Origin of the sequence: Brachybacterium sp. AOP3-A1-3 (assembly GCF_052378285.1) — a bacterium.
Taxonomy (GTDB): Bacteria; Actinomycetota; Actinomycetes; order Actinomycetales; family Dermabacteraceae; genus Brachybacterium.
In genome coordinates this window covers 1-22548 of record NZ_JBQSXM010000025.1, presented here as the reverse complement: position 1 = coordinate 22548, position 22548 = coordinate 1, and the positions used below count along the sequence as shown (strand labels likewise).

Sequence of the window (22548 nt, the reverse complement as noted above, 5' to 3'; positions counted from 1 at the left end):
GCGTCACGCCGCAGCTGACTCGTGGAGGGTGGTCACGAGCGAGTCCTCGGTCGGCGACGAGGCCGGCTGTTCGGTCGAGGCCGAGGCTTCGGTCTGGATCGTCTCGCCGAACATGCCGGAGATCGAATCGACCTGTCCGAGGACGGCCGTCCCGATTGCCACCAGGAGGAGCGCCACGATGCCGGATTTCACCGAGAACTTGTTCGCCGCCCAAGTGATCGCTGCGCCGACGTAGAAGGCCGCACCGAACAATGTCAGAGCGGTCGACTTAGCGTCACCGGCGATCCCGTTGATGGTCTCGAAGATGCTCTCGGCCTGGATGGTGCCGTCGGCATGGAGGGTGGCGGCGGCGATGATGAGGTCGTTCATGACTGCTCTCCTTCGGTGGTGGGTTCATCGGTGGTGGGGTTGACCGCAGCGACTTCCCAGCGGTCGCGGTATCGCAGGTCGACCGTGTAGCCGAGCTGGGTCTTGCTGCCGTCCACTGCTGTGGCAGAGACGGTGATCTGGATGCGCACGACATCGCCTTCACTGGGTGACGACGGGACCTCTTGTGCTGCGCGGAGGGAAGAGACGGACACCTCGGAGTAGGGAACGGGAGTGACCGCCGTGATCCCAGATCCTGGCGAGGTCAGCGGTCCGACCTCTCCCTGACCGGCGAGAAAGGCCTGCGCGAACGTGTTCACGGTGCTCTCGACGTTCGCGTCGTTGACCTCGTCGCTTCGCTTCGTGGAGAGATCCCCACTGGTTGGCGCCGCGATCAGTGATGGCAGCGCAGATGCGGCGATATTCCCTGCCTCGTTGGTGACCACCGGGACCTGCCAGTAGCGGCGAGCCGCTGCCTGTTCCTCCGTGGCCGGCTGCTCGACGACGACCGTCACAATCCAGCTGTTCTCCGTGACCTGGTCGGCCTCACCGGACGTGACGGCGCCGATCGTGGCTGGCTGACTGGGAAGTGAGAGCGAGTCACCGGCACCCTTCGCGAGCATGGAGCTGACCAGTTCTTCCTGATCACGCGATGCAGTGAGGTACTGGGTGACAAAACCCGTGGCGAACTCTGAGACCCTTTGCGATTGGCCAGCGTCCTGAACTTCGACCGAAGCAGCTTGCGGGGTAGGTCCACCGTCCAGGAGATTCATCCCGAAGGAAATCACGCCAGCGCCACAGAAAGCCCAGACCAGTCCGGTTGCCGCTAGAGACTTTAGCCTCTCCCCATTAGTCCAGCCGTGTGCCAGATTCGGCTCAGCATCCTTTCGCGACTTACGCGCTTTCTTGTCTTCACCAACAGCTTCCGCGGGCGCGCTCTCGTCGGTCAGGTTTTCCTCGACCGGCTCGGATTCGGAGCGGCTGCGCCGCTGGAACAGGGTCAGCATGATTCCCCCTCGGTGAAGGGAGTGCGGGGGGAGCCACCCATGCCCGACCCCGCACTCCCGCTCTGGGACACCGTCTCCAGCAGATCGAGTTCCGAGCGCAGCAGCTGCTCCTCTTCGGGACGCGTGCAGCTGCGCACCTCCGCCCACGCGCTGGCGTCTCGCGGGTTGGCGAGCAGGCTCGCCAGGGAGGTGCGCAGCCGTCGCTCGCGACGGCACACAGCCCCCGCAGCGCACAGCGCCGCGTACGAGACGTCCAGGTCGAGCGTGGTGGTCATCGGGATCTCCTCCGGATCGGTGTCACCCCGTTACCGCGTCCAGGACACCCGGTTGTGACCACCCATCCCCAGGAACTTTTGGCCACCCCCACGGCCACCAACGCCCATGGTCCTGACCAGCGGAAACGCTCAGGGCAAGAAACCCGATCGTCTTCTTGCCCCCGTGGGCAAGATCTAGGGCAAGGCCCTCTCACCAGCGTGGAACCAACCCGTCCGGTCCCACGACGAGGAGCCACCATGGAGACCACCCAGCCGACCATCGAGTCCATCAACACCGGCCTGATCGCCGACCTCGCAGCGATGTCCGAGCAGCCCCTCGCGCAGCCCATTGGCTCAGCCACCACAGTCCGTGAGCTGTTCGCCGTCCTCGAGCACCGCGGGGACTACGACGCCACCGATCACGCGCTGCACACGCTCATCGCCCGCGCTGACACCGACACTCAGGCACGCCAGCTCCTGCTGTACGCGATGCGGCCCGGCCTCTCGTCCCTCGCATGGAACCACCACCTGTTCACGTGGTTCACCAACAACAACCGCGCCGACGCGTTCTGCACCGTGATCGACGTGTTCTACGACGCCCTCGAGAATCCCTGGATTCGCCGCAAGACCACTCGCGTGGCCGCTCGACTTCTCGGGCAGGTTCGCACCCAGCTCGACACCATGGATGCCGATTGGATGACCCAGCAGCCCGCCGACTGGCGTAAGCAGCAGACGGAGACCGACGAGATTCCCTCGATCGTCGAACTCGAATCCCGCCTGTCGCGCCCAACGACTGCCCACGAAAGCCAGCTCGATCTTCTGGAAAGCCTCGCCTGGGCGCGCGACCGAGAGATCATCACCCTCGACGAGGCGAGGTTCCTTCTGGCGATCTACTCCCCCGACACCGGCATCGACCTCCACAGCCTCGGCTTGGGGGACCTCACCCCCGCAGCCGTCCGGAAGCGCGCGTCCCGGCTCTCCCAGCGGATCGCCCGCGCCGTCGCCGAGAGCACCGACCGTCAGCTCGAACTCGGCGCGCGGGACCTCTCGTGAGCGCCCCCACGCTCATCCCGGCCTGCCTCGCCTGCCAACGCGGACAGCACGACGGCTGCGCCGCGGTGACCACGCAGCAATCCCAGAGAGAGCCCGCACCCTGCCAGTGCCACCTCGACCGCCACGGCTGCCCCACCCAACTGGACCTCTTCGCGCTCCTGGAAGGAGACCCATCATGACCATCGAACGCGCCCGCGCCGAGCATGCCGCGAAGTACGACGCGATTCTGATCGTGCCCGCCCGCGAATACCTCGCACTCCTTGACGAGAACGAACGTCTGCGCACCGCTGCACTGGAGACCGAGGGCGCGCAGTCATGAGCACCAGCCCCCGGCGCCTGCACCTTTCCTCCAACGCCACCGACACCGCCGTCCTGATCTCCGAGAGCAAGACCATGCCCCCGCACTGGGCAGCGATCACGCTCGGCAGCGCCGCAGAGGTCATCGAGAGCCACAGCGCTCGGCATGACCGCCTCCAACCGCTCACCCGCGCTGATACCCGGATCCTGGCTCCACTCACCGTCCTCGCACTCGGGGCCGCCGTCTTCTTCTACCTGAACAACCTCACCGTGATCGCCTGGGGGATTCCCCTCGTCGCCTTCGGCATCTTCGTCCTCTCCCGCCTCCCCAAGCCGCTACCTCCCGAGCTGGATCGACAGATCATTGCCTTCAGGAACGAGGAAGCTGTGCTGACCGCATGCCCGTTACCGATCGCCCTCGAGCTGACGGAAGCCCAGCACTCGGCGCTCCGGGTCGCGGAGGACTACGACGTCATCGACGAGGTCCTCCACTCCCTCATCGAGCGCCACCACGCCCGGCTCGAGGCAGAACAGACCCGACGACGCGAGCTGGCCGAAGAGATCATGAACAGCCGCGCCCTCGAGTGCCCCCGACACGCCGAGAACACTGGTTCGTAGGTTCGGGTTCTCGTAACCTCGTAATTCCGGTATGGTGTTGACTACACCCGCCCGAAGGAGCCACCCCCATGACCACCCGAATCGTGACCGTCTGCAATCAGAAAGGTGGCGTCGGCAAGACCACGACAGTGGCCGAGCTCGCCGCCACCGTCGCCGCAACAGGCAAACGCGTCCTCGTCATCGACGGCGATGAGCAGGGATCACTTCGCCGCTGGGTTGACCAGGTCGGCGAAGAGAGCACTCCGTTCGACATCGCGATCCTCTCGGATCCCGCCGAGCTGGGGAGCGTCCCCGATATCGCCGCGGACTACGACCTCGTCTTCATCGACACCCCCGGCAGCCGCTACGAGCAGAAGCTCGTCGCCGCCTACCTCGAGGTCTCGGACTTCATCCTCGTCTCCTCCGAGGTTGACGGGCTCTCTCTCGAGCCGGCCGACAGGTACATCAACGAACTGGTCATTCCCGCGCAGAAGCCCTACTCGGTGCTGCTGACGAAGGTCGACGCCCGCAGCCCCGAGCAGGAGACAGCGGCACGAGAGTTCTTCGCCGAAGCGAATCAGCCGGTGTTGAAGTCGGCGATCCACCTGTTCCGCGCATTCCCCTACGCCTACCAGGACGGGGTCTTCGTCTCAGCAGGGACCAGCCGCCGCGCGAACGCCCGAAAGGCCGCCAGCGAGTACCACGCCGCGGCACTCGAACTGCTGTCATCCATCGCCACCCTCTAACTCAACGACACCAGGAGCCACCCATGTCCAAGCACGTGTCGCTGCGCAAGGCCATCACCAAGAACGACGCACCGCAGACCACCTCCGTCCCCGCAACTGCGCCTAGTACAGCCCCATCTCCCACGCCCGCTTACGAGGAGCTCGTGCGCAAGGAGGCCAGACTCCGTTCCGAGCAGATCGAGGAGATCGCCCGGCTGCGCCGGCGCCTGAACAGTGCGCGCAACGCGGCTGAGAAGCCCTTGCCGTCCGAACAGCGCAGCCCCTCCCTCCAGGACCACGTCATCACCCGCGCTGCCATCACGTACCTCCTCGAGAACGCCGACGCGATCGACGGCTGGACCGAGGAGGGCATCCTCGAGAGTCTCCGTCGGCTCAAGGGCTGACCGAAAGGAATCACCGTGCCACTCCCCCTGCTATCTCGGAAGAAGACCGACGACGAATCGTCGACCAGCGAGAAGACTCCCGACCCGGTCCCCACCGCCCCGTCCGGCACGCCCGTCAAGCGGCGCCGCCGACCGACGATGTACGCACTGGGCGTCGCTCTGCTGGTCGTCGGCGCGCTCGGCGCCTGGTGGATCACCGAGCGCCTGTCCACGACCAGCCAGGTCGTCGTCGCCGCAGCCAACGTCCCCGAGGGGCAGGTCATCACGGCCGAAGATCTCACCACCAGCGACGTCAACGTGCCCTCAGGATCCGCTGTGATCGCTGGCAGCGACCTCGACAGCCTCGTCGGACAGCACGCGACGACATCCTTGGAGGAGGGGGCACTGCTGTCTCCCAGCCAGATAAGCGCTGCGGCGCTTCCCGGCGAGGGCACCGCGATCGTGGGGATCAAAGTCGTGCCCGGCCAGATACCGATCCAGAACGTCGACCCAGGCGATGCCATCCAGATCGTCGGTACTCCGAAGCCGGGTGACGACCCGCCCAGCGGAGATGCCCCTGTCGTCACCGGGACGATCCAGGCGCTCGGAGAGCCGTCCACGGATGGGTCCTATGTCGTCGACGTCCGGGTCTCCGACGACCAGGCCGGAACGCTCACCGCGATGTCAGCCACTGGCCGCATCGGCGTGATTCTGGTTCCCGAGGAGGAGTGACGTGCTGATCTCCCTGACCTCATCCTCGGGATCTCCCGGCGTCTCCACCACGGCGCTCGGTTTAGCCCTGGCCTGGCCCCGCGACGTGATCCTGCTCGAAGCCGACACCCTCGGTGTCAGCTCGACGCTCGCCGGATTCTTCGCCGGCAGCATCAGCCCGAAGAGCACGATCATCGACCTCACGCCCGGACAGGACTTCGAGGAGAAGCTGCTCGAGCAGTCGATCCCTCTCACCGACGACACCGAGCCACTCCGCCGGCTCGTCCCGGGAATCAGTAACCCCCTCCAAGGCCGGGCGCTCTCGGCGAGATGGGACGCGTTGGCGATGGCGTTGTATGACCTCGAGCGCGCCGGTATTGACGTGCTCGTGGACATCGGCAGGTTCCACGCCCCGTTCATGGCCGCGCCGATCCTCAAGATCTCCGACGTGACCGCGCTCGTTCTCCAGCCGACGGTCACCGCGACCGTGGCCGCCAAGAGCACCATCACCCATCGCCGGCTCGCCGAGTCCGGCGACATCGAGGCGCCCGCGCTGCACCTCATCACGATCGATGCCCCCGACTCCTACTCGGAGAGCGAGGCATCGCATGCGCTCGGACAACCCTCACTGGGATCTCTCCCGTGGGCCCCGAAGCACGCCGCAGCCTTCGCTCACGGCCGGCCCAGACCGCGAGGGTTCGACTCGAGCTCCTACATCCGATCCCTGCGCTCCTTGGCGGACTCCATCGGCTCCGCAGCCCGAAAGCGACGCACCTCCATCCAAACACTGCGAGGAGACGCCTGATGAACTCGAACCCTGCCGAACTGCCCGACTTCGCCAGCCTCCCCCTGATTGATCTGGACGATGAGAACGACACCCCGCTGGACATCATCCCGACAGCCGCCGCGCCCCGGCCCCACCTCGTGCGCGAGAACGAGGAACCGCAGCCGGCACAGCGCTTCACCGACTGGAAGACCGTCACCCGCCTGCGCGACGACGTCTCCGAACACCTCTCCCGTGAGGACGCCTTCGATCTCCCCCTCGAGGACCAGAAGGCGCAGGCCATCTCCCTGATCACTCACCTCATCGACGATCAGGAACGTCTACGGATCAACCAGGGTCAGGCACGCTGGAGCGGAGAAGAGCGCCGCGCCATCAGTCAGGCCGTCCTCGAGGCCGTTTTCGGCTTCGGCCGCCTCCAGCCCCTCTTGGATGACGACACGATCGAGAACATCGAGCTGTACGGCCACCAGAAAGTCATCGTCCAGCGCACCGGGCACTCCTTCGAATACATGGACCCGATCGCTGACTCCGATGAAGAGCTGCTCAGCATGCTCGCGCACTTCGCCCACAGTGCCGGCAGGAACTTCGACCCCGCCCACCCGAACCTGGAGCTCAGCCTCGGAGACAACGCCCGACTGGAGGCCACGGGCTGGGTGATCGCCAAACCTGTCGCGACCATCCGCATCCATCGCCTCATCGACATCACGCTCGCCGATCTCGTCGACCTCCAGCTCATGCCTCCCGAGCTCGCCTCCTTCCTCCGTGCAGCGGTTCGTGCGAAGAAGTCGATCATCGTGGCGGGCGACCGCGGTGCCGGCAAGACGACGCTGCTGCGTGCGCTGATCAACGAGATCGAGCCCGGCGAGAAGCTCGGCACCATCGAGTCCGTCTACGAGCTGCACCTCGAGCTCCTCGGCGACCAGCGCCATCCGCGACTCATCTCGTGGGAAGCCATCCCCGGCAGCAGCGAGAAGGACGCCGCTGGCCGTCCGATCGGCGAGATCCCGATGGACTACTGGGCGCAGCGTTCCTTCCGCCACAACCTCGACCGCCTCATCGTCGGTGAGCTGCTGGGGCCAGAGGTGATCGCGATGTTCGAGGCGATGCAGACCGGCGCGGGCAGCATGTCTACGATCCACGCGAAGTCGGCGGCCGCCGTGCCCGAGCGCATCGTCACCCTCGCCCGCAAGGATGGCCGAGTCACCGAGGACTTCGCCCGGCGGCAGGTCGCCGAGAACATTGACCTCGCAATTTACGTCGGGGTCATCCCTCTGGCCAAGCGCGACCCCTGGACCGACCAGGCCCCCCGCGGCCGCCGCATCACCAATGTCACCACGTACAGCCCCGGCGAGGACGGGCGAGTGGCCTCCACGCAGCTGTGGGAGTACAGCGACGGCCAGATCCACCAGCGTCTCTCACCCCCGTTTAACGACGAGCTCAAGCCGTACCTTCGCGAGGGCCCCATCACCATCCGGGAGACGCCATGACCACCTTCGATGCCCTGGGTTGGTACGCGGTGGACATCACCGTGCGGCACTCTCCTGATGCCGACCCGCTCGAGCTCGACGACCTCGATCGTGGGCTGCTGGCAGAGCAGCTCCACGAGATGGCCGACATGCTCACCGAGACCGACACCTTCACTCCGAGGAGCCGATGATGATTCCCTTCCTCGCTTCTCTCAGCGCGATCGCACTGATTTTGGGCATCTGGCTGCTGGTGACCGGACTGATCCCCCAGCCCGTCGCGGAGAAGACCAAGCGCCCCCGGCGGCTCACCCCAGCACAGCGGCGACACGGCGGTATGGTCCTCGCCGCCACTGTCCTCGGAGGGGTGCTCTGGCTGGTCACGGGGTATTTTGTGGCTCTCCCCGCGCTTCCAGCCCTCGCCCTTCTGCTGCCGTACATCGTCCCCAGCTCCAGCGAGAAGGCCCCGATCGAGAGGCTCAACGCTCTCGAGGAGTGGACGCGTTCCCTCAGCGCCGTGCTCGGCGCGCAGGCCAGCCTCGAACAGGCGATCATCGCCTCTCGGGCATCGGTCGCCGACCCGATCAAGCGGGAGGTGGGCAGGCTCGTCGCCCGCCTCCAGGCCGGCGTTCCCATCAACACCGCGCTGGAGAGTTTCGCCGATGACTTGGACGATCCCACAGGGGATGTTCTGGCCGGATCCCTCCTGCTGGGATCGTTCCGGCGCGGTCCTGGCCTTGCGAAGGTGCTCGACGGGGCAGCGGAGATGATCTCCGACGATGTCGCGTCCCGACGCGAGATCGAGGCCGATCGAGCCAAGCCTCGTGCCAACGCACGGATCATCACGGTCATCGCCGTGGTCGTGCTGCTGCTGCTGTTTGTGGCGAATCCGACCTATGTCGAGCCGTACCAGACCCTTCTCGGCCAGCTCATTCTGTCGGTCCTCACTGCGGCGTTCTTCGCGTCCCTGTGGTGGATGAACATGGCCTCCCGCACCCCCAGGGGGCGTCGGATCCTTCGCACCACTGGAGGCGCGCGATGACACCCATCGTTCTGCTCGTCGGAGCCACCCTCGGCGCCGGCCTCTTCGTCCTCATCCGAGCGGCCATGCCCGCCCAGCCGGCTCTGTCCTCAGCGGTCGAGCGCCTCACCGCGGCCCCTAATGCCGCACAGAGCCCCGACGCCGAGCCCGAGGGGTTCGAGGAGAGACTCGGTGCCTGGGCCGAGCGCACCCTCACGCAGCTCCCTCTGATCATCACTCCCCGCCGAGATCTCGCTCTGATCGGGTGGACCTCCCGCACGTTTTACGGCAAGAAGGCCAAGGCCGCGTTGTTCGGCCTGTCCCTTCCGGCCATCCTCTCGGCCCTGGCCTACATCGCTCAGATCCCTCTGCCCGTAATCGGGTCCGTGGGAGCGATGCTCGTCCTCGCTCTGGTGTTCTTCCTCCTGCCCGATCTCGAGGTCCGCCAGCGCGCTACCGAGGAGCGGCAGCACTACTCCAAAGTGCTGGCCAGCTACGTCGACTTCGTCGCCCTCTCCCGTAACGGTGGGGCCGGCCCTGCGCAAGCGATGACCGAGGCCGCATCGATCGGGGACCACGAACTGTTCGCCCGCATCCGGCAGCTCATCGAGCGCTCACGGCTACGCGGCACCGATGCTTGGAACGACCTGCGAGATCTCGGCGAAGAGATCGGCGTCAACGACCTCAACGAGATCGCCGACATCATCCGCCTGTCCGGAGAGGAAGGAGCCTCGATTAAGGACAACCTCCACGCCCGTGCCCGCTCGATGCGCAACGCCCAGCTGCGCGACGAACAGGGAGTCGCCAACGCCCGCAGCGAGGGCATGGTCGCCCCCCTGGCGATCCTCGCGGTCACCTTCATCGCCCTGCTCATCACCCCATCGATCCTCAACCTCCTGTCGTACTAAGCCACGCTCCCCTACCTCCGCACCCAGGCACCTGTAAGGATGTTGCGAGGATCCGGTCACACGCCGGGTCCGAAACCGCGGTAGAGGGGTAGACCCGGAAAGGACCCACACCCATGGAATCTCTCAAGATTCTCATCTCGTACCTGACCAGCATCGTTCGCGAGCATGCGCAGCGAGCCCGACAGTCGGCGACCGTCGGCGCGATCAGCACCGAGACCATCATCGTCACCGTCGCTCTGGTCACACTGGCACTGGCTGTTGTCGGCGCGATCGGGGCCTACGTCTACAGCAAGATCGGCGAGCTGCCGTCGTGACCTGCGTCCGTGCTGAGGGGCTGAGCCATTGCTCGGCCCCTCAGTGCTGCCGTCCTCCTGGTCGCCGAGGACGACACCACGGACGTCGAGAGCAGCTCGAGCGCGGGTCATCTGCCGAGTCGATCATCGTGGTCCCGGTCGTCTTCGTGATCGTCTTCCTGATCATCCAGGTCGGAATCTGGGCTCACGCACGCAGCATCGCCATCCACTCGGCCCGGGAAGGGGCGACCGCTGCGGCGACCTACCAGTCCAATCGCTCCTCGACTGAGGCCACGAACACCGCTCTGGCCGAGAATGCCGACGGAGTGCTGCGCGACTACAGCGTGACCTCCTCGCAGACCGATCAGACGGTCACCGTGACTGTCCGCGGGCGAGCCCTATCCCTCGTCCCCCTGTACGAGCTGCCCGCCATCGAGCAGACCGTCACCATCCCCACCGAACACTACGTTCCATGACGCTGTTGACACTGAGTATGCCAGCGTGCAAACTGTAGGCGTCCCAGCACAGAGAGGAGCGAGTCGATGACCCGTCTTGAGCTTGAGCGCGGATCCTCCAGCACCGAGGCCGCGATCATCGCCCCCGCCCTCTTCCTGATCCTCGGGGTTCTCCTTGCCGTCGGCAGCTTCGCCACTAGTCAACAGTCCATCACCACCGCTGCCCACTCCTCCGCGCGCGCCGCGTCCCTGGCCACGAACCAGACCGATGCCGCCCAGCGTGTCGAAGGAGCCTTCACCAGCGAGCTCCAGCAGCGCGGGATCTCCTGCACCAACGTGTCCGTCGATGTCGACGCGACCGCCTTCACCACGGCTCCCGGGCAGACCTCATCCGTCCGCAGCACCATCACCTGCACCCTGCCCTACGCCGAGCTGATCCCCGTTCCCGGGCTCCCCGGCACGCGCACGATCACGGTCGAGTCCACCAGCCCCCTCGACACCTACCGGGAGCGGTCATGATGCGGCTCCGAAAGCAGCTCGAGCGCGGCGAGGTTTCCGAGCTCGCCATCGTCATCGTGGTCGCCCTGTTCCTCGTGATCGGCCTCGTCGTCGACGGCGGCGCCAAGATGAACGCGGCCGCGGAAGCCTCATCGACCGCGCAGGACGCCGCGCGTGTGGGCGCACAGCCGCTGGAGTCCCTCCCCTCCGACTCCCAAGCCGCGCAGCTGAGCGCAGATGGAGCTGCCACCGCAGCCGAGGACTACCTCGCGCAGGCTGGCGCCACCGGAACCGTGCGCGTCGTAGACCCCACGACAATCGAGGTCAGCGTCACCAGCTCCGAAGACACCGTCTTTCTCGGCCTCATCGGCATCCACTCGGTCTCCGCGACCCGCACTGCCCGCGTCGACCTCATCCAGGGACAGACGGAGGTCCTCCCATGATCAAGCCGCTCAAGGCGCTCGGCGCCCTCATCGTGCTCGCCGGCCTCGTCGGCGGGATCCCGCTAGCCCTGCTCACCTTCTACGGAAACCCGATCCCGCAGCAGCTGCCATCCGCCGGAGACGTCGCGCACCTGTTCACGACCAACGACTCGATCGGTTTCCTCCTGTTCGTGGTGGTGTGGATCGGGTGGATCGCCTGGGCTACCTTCACCTTGTCCGTGGCGCTCGAGATCTTCTCCCGCATCCGCCACATCCCGACCCCGCAGCTGCGAGGGTTCAGCGCTCAGCAAGGCGCCGCAGCCGTCCTCATCGCTGCAATCGCCGGGCTCGGCGCACCCGCCGCGCTGGCAGACACCCCGGCCGAAGTCGCACCGGCCGTGCAGACCGCAGAGGCCCCCGCCATGCCCACCGAACAGCCGTCGGCCGAGACCCAGAGTGATCATCAAGACGCCGCAGCCCCCGAAGCCGCAGACCTCGTGATCACCGTGAAGCCCGGAGACACCGCCTGGGACCTCGCCGCGAAGCACCTCGGCTCCGGCAGTCAGTGGCGCGAGATCGTGAAGGCCAACGACGGGAAGATCCAGCCGGACGGCGGCTCCCTACGCGTCGGGGAGGACCCCTACCTCGAGCCCGGGTGGGAGTTAACCATCCCCGGCGTTCCCGCCACCGATCAGGCACCCCAGGACGTCGAGCAGCAGTACGAGACGGTCACCGTCGAGCGCGGGCAGAGCCTGAGCTCCATCGCCGACGAGAATCTCGGTGACGGCGATCGGTGGCCCGAGATCGCCGAGGCCTCAGCGGGCATCACCCAGCCCGGTGGGCACCACCTCGAGGACCCCGACCAGATCGACATCGGGTGGACCCTGCACGTGCCCACCGAGACCGCCTCCGCGCAGGCCCCTCAGGCCGACGAGCAGGCAGCCCAGCAGGACGAAATCCCCTCCGCAGAGAAGGACGGCGCTGCCGCAGCCGAAGCCGCCGTGGAAGCCGCCGAAGCGGTCGCCACCGCTCTGCCCGACGCGGAAGCTCCCCAGGAGGGCGGCGAGGCCGAGACCGCGCCCGCCGGCGCCGACGTCCCCGCCCCGGTGTCGGGGCCCAGCGCTGAGGCCGAGGAGACCTCCACCGTGCCGTGGACCGGGGTCGGCTCGATCTTCGCCGCCAGCATTCTCGGCGCGGTCCTGGCTCGTCGCCTGTACACCCAACGCAAGCGCCGGTCCGACCAGCGGATCCCGGAGGCAGCAGCCGTCGACCTCGACCAGGTGCGTCTCACTCGCATCGAGGACCCCACCGTGCTCGGGTTCGTCGACCGCGCCCTGCGCACCCTCTCCGCGCTCCAGCTACGCGACGGCCAGACCCTCCCCGACGTCCGCCTGGCACGTCTGACCGATGCTCACCTCGAGCTGTACGCCTCGGCACCGCACGAGCTGCCCGCCCCGTTCGAGGCCACCGAGGACCCCGCCACGTGGCTGCTGCCCCGCACGGCCTCCCTCGCCGACGACGAGACGATCGCCGACATCGTCGCGCCCTACCCAGCACTCGTCACGATCGGTACCGATCCCGACGGCCACCAGATCCTCGTGGACCTCGAGCACCTCGCCGCACTCGGCATCCACGCCGCCTCCCAGACCTCCGTGCCCGTCATGCGGGCCCTGACGGTTTCCCTGGCCACCTCGCAGTGGGCCGACGACCTGGCGATCACCACGGTCGGCGTCTGCCCCGAGCTCGAGGATGTCCTCGGGTCCGGCCGAATCACCTACCGCGACACGGTCACCGAGCTTCTCGACGACCTCGAAGCCAAACTCGAGCGCGACCAGGAGGTACTGGACGAGCTCGGCCACGACTCGGCTCAGCACGCCCGCCAGGCAGGCGACGCCACCGACCTCTGGGCACCCGAGATCATCATCATCGGCACCGACCTCTCCCTCACCGAGAAGCGCCGGCTCCAGAGCATCGTCGACGCCCGCCCTCAGATCGCCGTCGCCGTCATCTCCAGCGACCAGCACACCGACCTGTCCGAGTGGAGGATGCACATCGAGTCCCTCGAGGCCGCACGCCTCGAGCCCCTCGGCCTCGAGCTCACCCCACAGCACCTCACCGACTCCGACTACGACGCCGTCCTGCGAGCCCTCGGTGCGGCCTCCACCCTCGAGCCCACCACTGAGGGGCCCGCCGGGCAGCCGGCCGAGGAGGACATTCCCGCGACGCCGCTGCGCCCGGTCGCCATCGTCCAACCCTCCAGTAGCACGATCCTCACCGCAGCGCAGCGCGACGGCGACCCTGAGCTCCCTGCCGAGCACCCGTACATCCGCGTACTCGGCCCCGTCGAGATCCTCGGTGCCACCGGCGCCCTCGAGGCGAAGCGCCTCGCCGAGCTCACCGAGACGGTCACCTACATCTACCTCCAGCCCGGGAAGGCCGAGAACGACTTCCTCGCCGATCTCTGGCCCACCAAGCGCGTCGCCGACAGCACCCGCCACCAGCGCATCTCCCGGGCCCGCAAGTGGCTCGGCGCCGCCGACGACGGCACCAGGTACCTCCCCCGCGCCAACGGCGCCGACGGGTCCTACACGCTCGACGAGCACATCACCTCAGACTGGGCCTACATCCAGCAGATCGCCGAGCTGCACCAGGACGCCACCGATGAGCAACTCGCCGAGGCCCTCAAGCTCGTGCGCGGCACCCCCTTCGCCGGCGGCGGCCGCAGCCGCTACCGCTGGTCCATCACCATTCAGTACCGGATGACCGATACCGTCCTCGACCTCGCCCACGAGCTTGCCCAGCGCGCTCTCGACGCCGGCGATATCGAGACCACCCTGTGGGCCACCCAGCAGGGCCTGCTTGTCGAGTCCCTGCACGAGCAGCTCTGGCGCTACCGCCTCCAGGCAGCCACCCACGACCCTGACCTCCACCAGCGCATCACCCACGACCTCGAGGCCCAGATCGCCGCCGTCGACGACGACTACGACCTCATGCCCGAGACCGAGGCGCTGATGTACACCGCCCCCGCACCCCACCGCATCGCAATCTGAGGCACCCATGACCACCCCTATCCCCGCCATCGAGGAGACCACCCGATGATCCGACAGCGAACACTCACCACGATCGCGCTGGCCTCGCTCCTCGCACTCCCCCTCGCCGCCTGCACCAGCAGCAACGGCGAAGAGGACCCCACCCCGACGGCCACCAGCCAAGAGGCCCCGCCCACGGCAGACCCCGCCGACGCCACGCCCCAAGAGCGCATCACGGCTTCGTTTGAGGCCTCGGACGCAGCCGCAGCTGACGGGTGGAAGGACACCAGCTACATCGACGACTTCTTCGTTCCCGAGTTGGCGGAGAAGCAGCGAGCCGACGATGAGGAACGAGCCGAGACTGGTGCGGTGGTCACGGGAGAAACGAAGCTCTCCCGCTGGGACGTGGTTGAAGAGACGGAAACGACCGCGGTCGTGGAGTTCTGTCAGGACTCCAGCGCGCTGAAAGCGACCAAGGACGGCAAGCCCGTGGAGATCACCAACCAGCGGGACGAGAGCGTCGGCAGCTTCACGCTGGTGAAGGAATCTGACTCTGAGCCCTGGATGATCAAGGAGCAGGGCTACTACGACGAGGGGACGACATGCGACGCTCACTTCGAGGGCTAATCGCCATCAGTGCAACGACCGGCATTCTCCTGGCCACAAGTCCTGCATGGGCAGATGGAGATGGCGAAGGTAGCGTCTCTATTCGTAACGGAGGCGGAGGCAGCGCAACAGTCGAAGTTGGCGCCTCCTCCGGCGGTGGGGGTGGTGGGAAGTCCTCTGGTGGGGGTGGCAGCTCGTCCGGCGGGGGGAAGTCGTCTGGCGGCGGCAGTTCGTCAAGCGGGGGCAGCAAGTCCTCTGGCAATAGCGGGAAGTCCTCCGGGGGCGGTGGTGGAGGTGGAACCACCTCCGTCAGCAACAGCGGCCGGACCAGCGTCGGGAACTACTCGAGCGGGTCCCCTACCTCGGTCTCCTCGGACCGCCCAGACAACGTCGAGGTCCTCGATGACGGCTCTCGAGCGACGTACTACCCAGAAGGCGCGTACGTGCAGGGGCAGAACGGGGGACCCACCGCCTTCGTCGACGGCATGACCCAAGCCCAGCCAGACCCAGCGGATCCGGCGGCGCCGGCGCCGGCGCCGCCTGCCCAAGACCCCACTCCCCAGGAGGCCGGCGAGGCGCCCGCACCTCAGGTGGATCCTGCCGAGCTCGCGCAGACCGCGCTCTCCCAGATGGGTCTGGAGGCCCCGGAGATCGCCTCCACGCCGAACGACACGGAGACCCTCGGCGCCGTGGGGCTCCCGGTGTGGTTCTGGGTATCCAACCCAGGCGAGACCACGACGGGGCCGAACACAACCAGCGCGTCGGCGGGCGCGGTAACCGTCACCGCGACGGCGACGTTCTCAGGGATGTCGATCGACATGGGAGACGGCACCACGATCGAGTGCGAGGGCCCCGGCACCGAGTACCCCGGCACCGGGATCGACCCCTCCCCCGACTGCGGCCACATCTACGAGCAGATGAGCGATGAGCAGCCCGATGGGCTATACAGCGTGAACATCACCGCCCACTGGGGCGTCGAGTGGGAGTCGAACACCGGTGAGAGCGGCACGATCCCCGTCGAGCTGACCACGTCCAAGCAGCTGCGCATCGGCCAGTATCAGAGCGTCGTCACCGACGTCTCCTGAACATCCCAACACGTTGACCCAACCCTCTTCCCCGACGCCGAGTAGCCGGCGCGGCTCTCGCCTGGTCGGAGCTCACCCGTCGGCCGATAAGATCGAGCGCGAGTAAACACCCCGTCGACCAGTGCGAAGGTGGCTCGACCCAGTAGACGTGAGGATGAGGATGTCGAGGTTATCGGACCTTCTGCGCGCTGCTAAGCAGCTTGACCCGCAGCTCGGTGAGGACTTGGAAGCCGAGATCCAGCCTTTGCAGAAGCGTCTGCCCTTCGGTTTGAACTTCGAGAGGCACGCGCCCGAGGCGGTCGAGCTGGCTGGTCACAAGATTCGCAAGGGCAGCAAGGTCCGAGTCCTCCCCCCAAGAGGATCAACGACTCGTGGTGACCAGCGAATTTGGACCATCAACACACTCAGCAGCGGCACGGCTCAGATCTCTACGCCGAACGGCGAGAAAACCGAGACCACTTCCGTCTCAATTGACGATCTGGTGCTCGTGGCAGAATTCCGCGACCGCATTTACCCTGGACTTTGGCCGGATGGATCTGTGGAACATGGTGGCACCAACCCATCCCACACCGTCATTAACGGCGAGAACTTCCATGTACTAGAGCAGCTTACATTCACACATGAGAAGTCAGTCGACGCGATCTATATCGACCCCCCTTACAACACCGGCGCTCGCGACTGGAAGTACAACAACGACTATGTCGAGGGCGACGATCTTTACCGACACTCCAAATGGCTGGCCTTCATGGAGAGGCGACTGCGGGTCGCGAAACGCCTACTTAACCCCGAGGACTCAGTCCTCGTCGTAACCATTGACGAGAAAGAGTATCTTCGGCTCGGGATGCTCTTAGAGCAGATATTCCCGGAAGCTCGTCAGCAGATGGTGACGGTTGTAATCAATCCTAACGGTGTTGCGAGAGGCGCAGAGTTCGCTAGAGTTGAAGAGTATGCATTCTTTTGCTTCTTTGGGTCCGCATCTCCCGCGCGACTAAAGGATGATCTTCTCAGTGAGCTAGAAAGTGGTTCGAGAGCGAACAAGGTGCGCTGGGAGTGGCTGATGCGGGGAGGGTCAAATTCTCGTCGCATTGATCGACCAAATCTTTTCTATCCCATCTACGTGGACGTAGGCGCGAAGCGTATCTCCAAGATTGGTCAACCCATTCCCCTCGACATGGACCCGCGAACCGTCCCTGACGAAGACGGCTTACAGACGCTGTGGCCGATCCGAGCTAATGGCATTGAGGCAAACTGGCGTACTTCGCCGGAATATTTGCAGGAGCTTCTTGACAAGGGCTTTGCGAAACTAGGGGCTTTTGATGCGAAGACCGGTCGTTGGTCGGTTCTCTATCTCGGCAAGGCCCAGATTCAGCGCATCGAGAGAAGCGAGCTGACAGTCACAGGCAGCGCAGCGGACGGCTCCGTGATTGTTGAGATGGGCGAAGACGGACGGCGCAGGTTCCCCAAGACAGTCTGGAATCGGTCCGGGCATTCCGCCGGCGAGTTTGGGTCAAGAATGTTGCGCGCGATGCTGCCAGGTCGCGATTTCCCGTTCCCCAAATCTCTATACGCTGTGGAGGATTCCCTGCGCGCGGTACTCGAGCACAAGAAGGAAGCTGTGGTTCTTGACTTCTTCGCTGGCTCCGGAACTACCGCACAGGCCATTATGCGGCTCAACCGGCAGGACGGGGGCCGGCGTCAGTGTATTTCAGTGACTAACAACGAGGTTTCCGCCGAAGAACAGGTCAAGCTTCGCAAGCAAGGGAAGCGTCCCGGCGACCCAGAGTGGGAACAGCTAGGCATCTGCGACTACATCACCAAACCTCGGATACGTGCTGCCATAACCGGCAAAACCCCGGACGGTAAGCCGATTAAGGGTGACTATCGGTTTGTCGACGAGTTCCCCATGGCCGAGGGCTTCGCAGAGAATGCGTCCTTCTTCACTCTGACGTACGAGTCACCGTGGCGGGTAAGCACGGATCGGGCCTTTGCTGCGATCGCGCCGATGCTCTGGCTTCGAGCCGGATCAGTCGGACGTCGGATCGATACGATCCCCGATGGATGGGAAGTCGCTGACAGCTACGGCATCATCAATGACCTCGACCAGTCCGCGGAGTTCCTCGCCGCTCTCGGAGCTGCCGAGGGTGTGAGGATCGCTTATATCGTGACGGACGACGAAGGCCGCTACCAGCAGGTCGCGGCTGAGATCCCGAACATCGAAACCGTGCGGCTCTACGAGGACTACCTCCGCAACTGCGAAAGCGTTGGTGACTTCTGATGCGCTTCACCCTCAAGGACTACCAGGCCGACGCCGTTGGCGACACGCTCCGGGAACTCGCCTCAGCGCGCGACTTCTACCGCAGCGCAAGCAAGCGGGTCAGCTCGGTAGCACTCGCCTCCGTGACCGGCTCAGGCAAGACGATCATGGCCGCGGCCGTGATCGAAGCACTGTTCTGGGGAAGCGACGACTTCGACGTAGTTCCGGACCCCAAAGCGGTCGTACTGTGGTTCAGCGACGACCCGTCCCTGAACCAGCAGACCCGGCACCGCCTCCAGCAGGCATCGGACCGGCTGAGGAATCGGCTGATCACTGTGGAACATCCGTTCCGCCACTCAAAGCTCCAACCGGGCAACGTCTATTTCGTCAACACCTCGAAGCTCTCGCGAAACAGCCTGCTCGTCCGCGGCCACGACGGCGCTGACGCGCTGCCGGGCATGGACTCGCACCCGGACACAGTCCCGTTCACCTTCTGGGACACGCTGCGGAACACAATCGAGGACCCGAACCTCACTCTGTACATGGTCCTAGACGAGGCTCACCGCGGCATGGGCCGCCGATCCTCGTCCGATACCCCGACCATCGTGAAGCGGCTCATCAACGGTCACAGCGGTGTCCCTCCAATCCCAATCGTGTGGGGCATCTCCGCCACCGTGCAGCGGTTCGAGGAAGCAATGGCAGCGGCCCAGGTGAAGGAGAACCGGGTCCACTTGAGCACAATCGAGGTGGACACAGTCCGCATCCAAGAGTCAGGCCTACTCAAGGACGACATCGTGCTCGACTTCCCAGCCGAGTCCGGAGACTTCAACACGGTGCTGCTCCGCCGAGGCGTCCGCAAGGTCAAAGCGATGTCCGCTGCCTGGTCGGAGTACGCCGCGGCACAGAACGAACTGGATCCGGTCAACCCACTGCTCGTGCTCCAGGTGCCAAACAAGCCATCACCCACCGAGATGGCTGCGGCCATCGATGCGATCTATGAAGAATGGCCTGAGCTGGGCCACGAAGCGATCGCTCACGTGTTCGGCGAGCACAAAGCTCAGGCGTTCGGGCCGTACAGCGTTCCCTACATCTCACCCGAGCGAGTGCAGGACGCCAGCTACATCCGCGTGCTCCTGGCAAAGGATGCGATCAGCACCGGCTGGGACTGCCCCCGGGCTGAGGTCATGGTCTCCTTCCGTCCCGCGAAGGACGAAACCCACATCACGCAGCTGCTGGGACGGATGATCCGCACCCCGTTGGCCCGACGCGTCGAAGGCGATGATCTTCTCAACAGCGTCGAGTGCATCCTCCCGAAGTTCAACAAGGCCACTGCCAGCCTCGTGCTGGAGAAAATCATGGGTAGCGAGGTCCTCGACGGTGAGAGCGACACCGGTAAGCGGGTCCTGATCGATCCGCTGCTCATGACGCCGAACCCCGCGGTTCCCGACGAGGTGTGGGAGCTGTTCTCGGACCTCCCCACCGAGACGCTACCGAGGAAGCACGCGAACCCGATCAAGCGCCTGACGTCACTGGCCCATGCACTAGCCGCCGATCGACTTGTGCCAGACGCCGGCCAGTTTGCGCATGAGCGCCTGCACGGTGTCATGAACGGGCTGGCAGCCCAATACCCGAAGGAGCTCGGGAAAGCCCAGAAGGACGTGCTCACGGTCGCCGGGGGAACGGTCCGTGGTCACCACGGTCTGCGTTCGGACGACACCTGGACAGAAGAGGCGGACGATCGCGCGATCCAGGAGGCATATCGCCACGGCGCTCGCAACATCACCCCGGACATCGCGCGAACCTACCTCGACCACCTCGCCAAGGACGCCGATGACGAGGACATCCTGCGCGATGCCCACGTCCGCGTTGCGGCGCTGGCGATGCTCCCCCAGACCCGGCCGAAACTGGACGAGACAGCCGATGCACTGTCTGCCGAGTGGCTGGACAAGCACCGTGTCTCTATCAAGGGGCTTTCCGAGTCGCGCCAGAGCCTCTACGCCGAGATCACCGCGATGAGCACCGACCCACAGCTGGTCTCGATGGCACTGCCGAAGAACCGACAAGAGGAGACCAAACGCTTCATCGGCGACGCAACTCAACTCCTCGAGCGCCGGCCACTGCACCTGCTCTCGGACGAAGAAGGCATGTTCCCGGTCGGAAAGCTCAACCCCGACGAGATCGAGGTGCTCGACACCGAGACGGCACGCGGCGACCTACTCGCCTGGTACCGAAATCCCACCGGCGGCAGAGATTCAATGAGCCTCGCCTATCAGGACCGACACGGCGACTGGCGGACACTCCGCCCCGACTTCCTCTTCTTCATCGACACCACTGAGGGAGTGAAGGGGAGCATCATCGACCCCCACGGAGCCTGGCTGCCCGACTCACTGGCGAAACTTCGAGGGATGGCCCGCTTCGCCAGGTCGTACGGCGACAGGTTCCATCGCATCGAGTCGATCTCTCGAGTTGATGGCCGCCTCCGAGTATTGGACTTCACCCTTGCGACAGTGCGCGCTGCCGCGCTGAACGCAAGCGACGCCGACCTGCTATACCGGGAGATTGCCACCCCATATGTTTGAGGCGGTGGGCTGCTGCCAGGTCCAAACTGAGGCGATCCACAGCATCACCTAGATGTACTGACCGGACACGTTGATCGAGGATCGGCCGGTGACGCGAGATACTCGCTGAATGGGCGAGCCGCAGGTTGAAGAGGTCAGCGCAGACTTCGCGCGCCGATGGTGGAAGTCCCTGATGGCGAACGCGGTGGCGCTTGTGGAGGATGCCCACGCCCTGGCGGACCGGGGCAGTGCTGGCCGGGCTCAGGCGCTCCTGGTGCTCGCGATGGAGGAAGTGGCGAAGGCACGCTGGCTGTACGAGGCCGCCGAGTGGGAGTGGAGTGCACCTTTGGGCCTCTACGGAGTGCAACCTCGCGAACCTGGCCTGGTTCGGGTTCCGGACGGACTACGCACCACCCGCACACCACATGCAGAAAAGCTGCAGGTGGCGGAGCAGTTTGCGTCAGGTCTGGGTGGCTTCTGGGACCCAGACCGCCGGATCGAGTACTACCAGTTGCCGGACTTGGAGACGTTCCATGGGTTGGCGCGGCAGCGGAACCTCGACAAGCAGGTTGGCTTCTACGTCGACCGTGCAGCCGACCAGATCGCCTCGCCGCTGGACATACCCGCCGGGGGGATCGTGGAGCAGATTCGTCGAGCGGCCAAGGTAGTTTAGATGCATCTGATCCAGGACCACACCCTCCAACAAGACGCCTCCGTTCCCAGCCGGATCGACTCGGCGGAGGATCTCCACTGGACGATCCTTCCCTACTCGGACCCCGAGTTCTTCACCGAGGAGTCGCCTGGCGTGGGCGTCGAAGCCGCCGAAGAGTAGCCAGCCGCTCTGAGTTTGGTGAGTGGCGGATGGTTATCGCACGCGGTGTGCGGCCGCACTTCGTTGTAGTGCCCCAGCCACGGCTCGAGCGCGTCGCGGCGTTCTTGCTCGCTGGTGTAGCAGCGGGCGTAGGCCCACCCGTCGGCCATCGTCCGGTGGAAGCGCTCCACCTTCCCATTGGTCTGCGGGCGGTACGGGCGGGTCCGTTTCGGCGTGATCGACAGGGCCTCGCAGGTGTCGCGCCACAGGTGCGACCGGTACGCCCCACCGTTGTCCGACAGCACCCGTTCGATGGTGACGCCATGGCCGGCGAACCACTGCACCGCCCGGCGAAGGACGGCGACGGCGGTGACGGCCGTCTCGTCGTCGTGGACCTCGGTGTACGCGACGCGGGAGTGGTCGTCAATGACGGTGTGCACGAACGCGTACCCAAGCTTGGGGCCGCCGTACTGATTGCGCGGCTTGCCTGGGGTGACGGCGCGGTTCTTCCCGCCCTGGCGGCGACCGACGTAGCGCCAGCCGCCGCCGTCGGGGATGTTCCCGAGCTTCTTCACGTCCACGTGAACCAGCGACCCGGGGTGGGGGTGCTCGTACCGGCGGACGGGTTCACCGGTGGCCCGGTCGACGTAGGACAGCCGGTTCAGGCGCGCCGTGGTGAGGATGCGATGCACGGTGGAGGGTGCGATGTCGAGTCGGGAAGCGAGCTGAACGGGTCCTTCCCGCAGTCGCATTCGTAGGCTCACGCACCGCTTTGACACCGTCTTCGCGGTCTTGTTCGGCGACGATCTTGGGCGTGACGACCGGTCCTGCATGGACTCGCCGGCCCGGTAGCGGTCGACCCATCACTTCACGGTCGGCCAGGACACCTGGAAGCGGGCGGCGACCTCGCTGATCGGCCACCCGTCCTCGAGAACGAGACGAGCGACCTTCAGGCGGTGACGTGGTGC

24 protein-coding genes and 1 pseudogene are annotated in these 22548 nt (G+C 65.7%); 21 read left to right on the top strand and 4 right to left on the bottom strand.

All coding sequences use genetic code 11. The annotated features are described in order from the left end of the window. Positions 1 to 3: 3 nt before the first annotated feature. From ACT3T5_RS18070 to ACT3T5_RS18060, 3 genes are read right to left on the bottom strand one after another with little or no spacing between them, the layout of a single operon-like run. Positions 4 to 369, bottom strand: coding sequence for a hypothetical protein (locus ACT3T5_RS18070; RefSeq protein WP_444595134.1), 366 nt, complete (start codon positions 367 to 369; stop codon positions 4 to 6). Beyond that, positions 366 to 1373 carry a conjugal transfer protein gene (locus ACT3T5_RS18065; protein ID WP_444595133.1) on the bottom strand — a complete coding sequence of 336 codons (1008 nt, stop codon included), beginning with the start codon at positions 1371 to 1373 and terminating at the stop codon, positions 366 to 368. Before ACT3T5_RS18065 ends, ACT3T5_RS18070 begins: the two co-directional genes overlap by 4 nt. Next, a complete protein-coding gene (locus ACT3T5_RS18060) occupies positions 1367 to 1648 on the bottom strand; it encodes a hypothetical protein (protein ID WP_444595132.1) in 282 nt (93 codons plus the stop codon). The genes ACT3T5_RS18065 and ACT3T5_RS18060 overlap by 7 nt, the downstream gene beginning before the upstream one ends. A 237-nt stretch (positions 1649 to 1885) precedes the next feature. Here ACT3T5_RS18060 and ACT3T5_RS18055 point away from each other — a divergent pair, with 237 nt between their 5' ends. From ACT3T5_RS18055 to ACT3T5_RS17955, 21 genes are all read left to right on the top strand, one after another. After that, positions 1886 to 2680: a hypothetical protein gene (locus ACT3T5_RS18055; RefSeq protein ID WP_444595131.1), complete on the top strand. Its 795-nt coding sequence runs from the start codon at positions 1886 to 1888 to the stop codon at positions 2678 to 2680. A gap of 175 nt (positions 2681 to 2855) precedes the next feature. Next, positions 2856 to 2999: a hypothetical protein gene (locus ACT3T5_RS18050; RefSeq protein WP_444595130.1), complete on the top strand. Its 144-nt coding sequence runs from the start codon at positions 2856 to 2858 to the stop codon at positions 2997 to 2999. Next, positions 2996 to 3595 (top strand): hypothetical protein, encoded by a 600-nt coding sequence (locus ACT3T5_RS18045; RefSeq protein WP_444595129.1) that lies wholly within the window; start codon positions 2996 to 2998, stop codon positions 3593 to 3595. Before ACT3T5_RS18050 ends, ACT3T5_RS18045 begins: the two co-directional genes overlap by 4 nt. Before the next feature lie 68 nt (positions 3596 to 3663). Continuing rightward, on the top strand, positions 3664 to 4320 hold the full coding sequence (locus tag ACT3T5_RS18040) for a ParA family protein (protein WP_444595128.1): 657 nt from the start codon (positions 3664 to 3666) through the stop codon (positions 4318 to 4320). Between the two features lie 23 nt (positions 4321 to 4343). Next, the gene (locus ACT3T5_RS18035) at positions 4344 to 4703 is read left to right on the top strand and encodes a hypothetical protein (protein ID WP_444595127.1); all 360 of its coding nucleotides are present in this window, start codon (positions 4344 to 4346) and stop codon (positions 4701 to 4703) included. A gap of 15 nt (positions 4704 to 4718) precedes the next feature. Continuing rightward, positions 4719 to 5414, top strand: coding sequence for an SAF domain-containing protein (locus ACT3T5_RS18030; protein WP_444595126.1), 696 nt, complete (start codon positions 4719 to 4721; stop codon positions 5412 to 5414). A gap of 1 nt (position 5415) precedes the next feature. Further along, on the top strand, positions 5416 to 6198 hold the full coding sequence (locus ACT3T5_RS18025; RefSeq protein WP_444595125.1) for a hypothetical protein: 783 nt from the start codon (positions 5416 to 5418) through the stop codon (positions 6196 to 6198). Beyond that, entirely contained in the window at positions 6198 to 7664 is a 1467-nt protein-coding gene (locus tag ACT3T5_RS18020; RefSeq protein ID WP_444595124.1) for a CpaF family protein, read from the top strand. Before ACT3T5_RS18025 ends, ACT3T5_RS18020 begins: the two co-directional genes overlap by 1 nt. Further along, entirely contained in the window at positions 7661 to 7834 is a 174-nt protein-coding gene (locus tag ACT3T5_RS18015) for a hypothetical protein (RefSeq protein WP_444595123.1), read from the top strand. The genes ACT3T5_RS18020 and ACT3T5_RS18015 overlap by 4 nt, the downstream gene beginning before the upstream one ends. Further along, the gene (locus tag ACT3T5_RS18010; protein ID WP_444595122.1) at positions 7831 to 8682 is read left to right on the top strand and encodes a type II secretion system F family protein; all 852 of its coding nucleotides are present in this window, start codon (positions 7831 to 7833) and stop codon (positions 8680 to 8682) included. The genes ACT3T5_RS18015 and ACT3T5_RS18010 overlap by 4 nt, the downstream gene beginning before the upstream one ends. Beyond that, positions 8679 to 9569 carry a type II secretion system F family protein gene (locus tag ACT3T5_RS18005; RefSeq protein ID WP_444595121.1) on the top strand — a complete coding sequence of 297 codons (891 nt, stop codon included), beginning with the start codon at positions 8679 to 8681 and terminating at the stop codon, positions 9567 to 9569. Before ACT3T5_RS18010 ends, ACT3T5_RS18005 begins: the two co-directional genes overlap by 4 nt. A gap of 113 nt (positions 9570 to 9682) precedes the next feature. Further along, positions 9683 to 9883 (top strand): hypothetical protein, encoded by a 201-nt coding sequence (locus ACT3T5_RS18000; RefSeq protein ID WP_444595120.1) that lies wholly within the window; start codon positions 9683 to 9685, stop codon positions 9881 to 9883. Further along, positions 9880 to 10338 (top strand): TadE/TadG family type IV pilus assembly protein, encoded by a 459-nt coding sequence (locus tag ACT3T5_RS17995; protein WP_444595119.1) that lies wholly within the window; start codon positions 9880 to 9882, stop codon positions 10336 to 10338. The genes ACT3T5_RS18000 and ACT3T5_RS17995 overlap by 4 nt, the downstream gene beginning before the upstream one ends. Before the next feature lie 66 nt (positions 10339 to 10404). Then, positions 10405 to 10836 carry a TadE/TadG family type IV pilus assembly protein gene (locus ACT3T5_RS17990; protein WP_444595118.1) on the top strand — a complete coding sequence of 144 codons (432 nt, stop codon included), beginning with the start codon at positions 10405 to 10407 and terminating at the stop codon, positions 10834 to 10836. Next, the gene (locus tag ACT3T5_RS17985) at positions 10833 to 11258 is read left to right on the top strand and encodes a pilus assembly protein TadG-related protein (protein ID WP_444595117.1); all 426 of its coding nucleotides are present in this window, start codon (positions 10833 to 10835) and stop codon (positions 11256 to 11258) included. Before ACT3T5_RS17990 ends, ACT3T5_RS17985 begins: the two co-directional genes overlap by 4 nt. Continuing rightward, complete coding sequence (locus tag ACT3T5_RS17980; protein WP_444595116.1) at positions 11255 to 14287, top strand: LysM peptidoglycan-binding domain-containing protein; 3033 nt, start codon at positions 11255 to 11257, stop codon at positions 14285 to 14287. Before ACT3T5_RS17985 ends, ACT3T5_RS17980 begins: the two co-directional genes overlap by 4 nt. Positions 14288 to 14332: 45 nt before the next feature. Beyond that, on the top strand, positions 14333 to 14893 hold the full coding sequence (locus ACT3T5_RS17975; RefSeq protein ID WP_444595115.1) for a hypothetical protein: 561 nt from the start codon (positions 14333 to 14335) through the stop codon (positions 14891 to 14893). 422 nt (positions 14894 to 15315) lie between these two features. Next, positions 15316 to 15957: a hypothetical protein gene (locus ACT3T5_RS17970; protein ID WP_444595114.1), complete on the top strand. Its 642-nt coding sequence runs from the start codon at positions 15316 to 15318 to the stop codon at positions 15955 to 15957. 160 nt (positions 15958 to 16117) lie between these two features. Continuing rightward, positions 16118 to 18232 (top strand): site-specific DNA-methyltransferase, encoded by a 2115-nt coding sequence (locus tag ACT3T5_RS17965; RefSeq protein WP_444595113.1) that lies wholly within the window; start codon positions 16118 to 16120, stop codon positions 18230 to 18232. Continuing rightward, on the top strand, positions 18232 to 20790 hold the full coding sequence (locus ACT3T5_RS17960; RefSeq protein WP_444595112.1) for a DEAD/DEAH box helicase: 2559 nt from the start codon (positions 18232 to 18234) through the stop codon (positions 20788 to 20790). Before ACT3T5_RS17965 ends, ACT3T5_RS17960 begins: the two co-directional genes overlap by 1 nt. Before the next feature lie 109 nt (positions 20791 to 20899). Then, a complete protein-coding gene (locus ACT3T5_RS17955; protein ID WP_444595111.1) occupies positions 20900 to 21442 on the top strand; it encodes an AbiV family abortive infection protein in 543 nt (180 codons plus the stop codon). 92 nt (positions 21443 to 21534) lie between these two features. On the opposite strand, the pseudogene ACT3T5_RS17950 reads toward ACT3T5_RS17955, so the two are convergent. Next, positions 21535 to 22548 (bottom strand): annotated as a pseudogene (locus tag ACT3T5_RS17950) (IS481 family transposase); the annotation flags it as partial.

Bases quoted from the DNA above. Each gene is read 5' to 3' on its own strand.
- ACT3T5_RS18040 (WP_444595128.1), top strand. From the start codon at position 3,664: ATGACCACCCGAATCGTGACCGTCTGCAATCAGAAAGGTGGCGTCGGC.
- ACT3T5_RS18050 (WP_444595130.1), top strand. From the start codon at position 2,856: ATGACCATCGAACGCGCCCGCGCCGAGCATGCCGCGAAGTACGACGCG.
- ACT3T5_RS18000 (WP_444595120.1), top strand. From the start codon at position 9,683: ATGGAATCTCTCAAGATTCTCATCTCGTACCTGACCAGCATCGTTCGC.
- ACT3T5_RS17955 (WP_444595111.1), top strand. From the start codon at position 20,900: ATGGGCGAGCCGCAGGTTGAAGAGGTCAGCGCAGACTTCGCGCGCCGA.
- ACT3T5_RS18035 (WP_444595127.1), top strand. From the start codon at position 4,344: ATGTCCAAGCACGTGTCGCTGCGCAAGGCCATCACCAAGAACGACGCA.
- ACT3T5_RS18065 (WP_444595133.1), bottom strand. From the start codon at position 1,373: ATGCTGACCCTGTTCCAGCGGCGCAGCCGCTCCGAATCCGAGCCGGTC.
- ACT3T5_RS17975 (WP_444595115.1), top strand. From the start codon at position 14,333: ATGATCCGACAGCGAACACTCACCACGATCGCGCTGGCCTCGCTCCTC.
- ACT3T5_RS18060 (WP_444595132.1), bottom strand. From the start codon at position 1,648: ATGACCACCACGCTCGACCTGGACGTCTCGTACGCGGCGCTGTGCGCT.
- ACT3T5_RS18015 (WP_444595123.1), top strand. From the start codon at position 7,661: ATGACCACCTTCGATGCCCTGGGTTGGTACGCGGTGGACATCACCGTG.
- ACT3T5_RS17985 (WP_444595117.1), top strand. From the start codon at position 10,833: ATGATGCGGCTCCGAAAGCAGCTCGAGCGCGGCGAGGTTTCCGAGCTC.
- ACT3T5_RS18005 (WP_444595121.1), top strand. From the start codon at position 8,679: ATGACACCCATCGTTCTGCTCGTCGGAGCCACCCTCGGCGCCGGCCTC.
- ACT3T5_RS18055 (WP_444595131.1), top strand. From the start codon at position 1,886: ATGGAGACCACCCAGCCGACCATCGAGTCCATCAACACCGGCCTGATC.
- ACT3T5_RS17965 (WP_444595113.1), top strand. From the start codon at position 16,118: ATGTCGAGGTTATCGGACCTTCTGCGCGCTGCTAAGCAGCTTGACCCG.
- ACT3T5_RS17990 (WP_444595118.1), top strand. From the start codon at position 10,405: ATGACCCGTCTTGAGCTTGAGCGCGGATCCTCCAGCACCGAGGCCGCG.
- ACT3T5_RS17960 (WP_444595112.1), top strand. From the start codon at position 18,232: ATGCGCTTCACCCTCAAGGACTACCAGGCCGACGCCGTTGGCGACACG.
- ACT3T5_RS18020 (WP_444595124.1), top strand. From the start codon at position 6,198: ATGAACTCGAACCCTGCCGAACTGCCCGACTTCGCCAGCCTCCCCCTG.
- ACT3T5_RS18045 (WP_444595129.1), top strand. From the start codon at position 2,996: ATGAGCACCAGCCCCCGGCGCCTGCACCTTTCCTCCAACGCCACCGAC.
- ACT3T5_RS17980 (WP_444595116.1), top strand. From the start codon at position 11,255: ATGATCAAGCCGCTCAAGGCGCTCGGCGCCCTCATCGTGCTCGCCGGC.
- ACT3T5_RS18010 (WP_444595122.1), top strand. From the start codon at position 7,831: ATGATGATTCCCTTCCTCGCTTCTCTCAGCGCGATCGCACTGATTTTG.
- ACT3T5_RS18070 (WP_444595134.1), bottom strand. From the start codon at position 369: ATGAACGACCTCATCATCGCCGCCGCCACCCTCCATGCCGACGGCACC.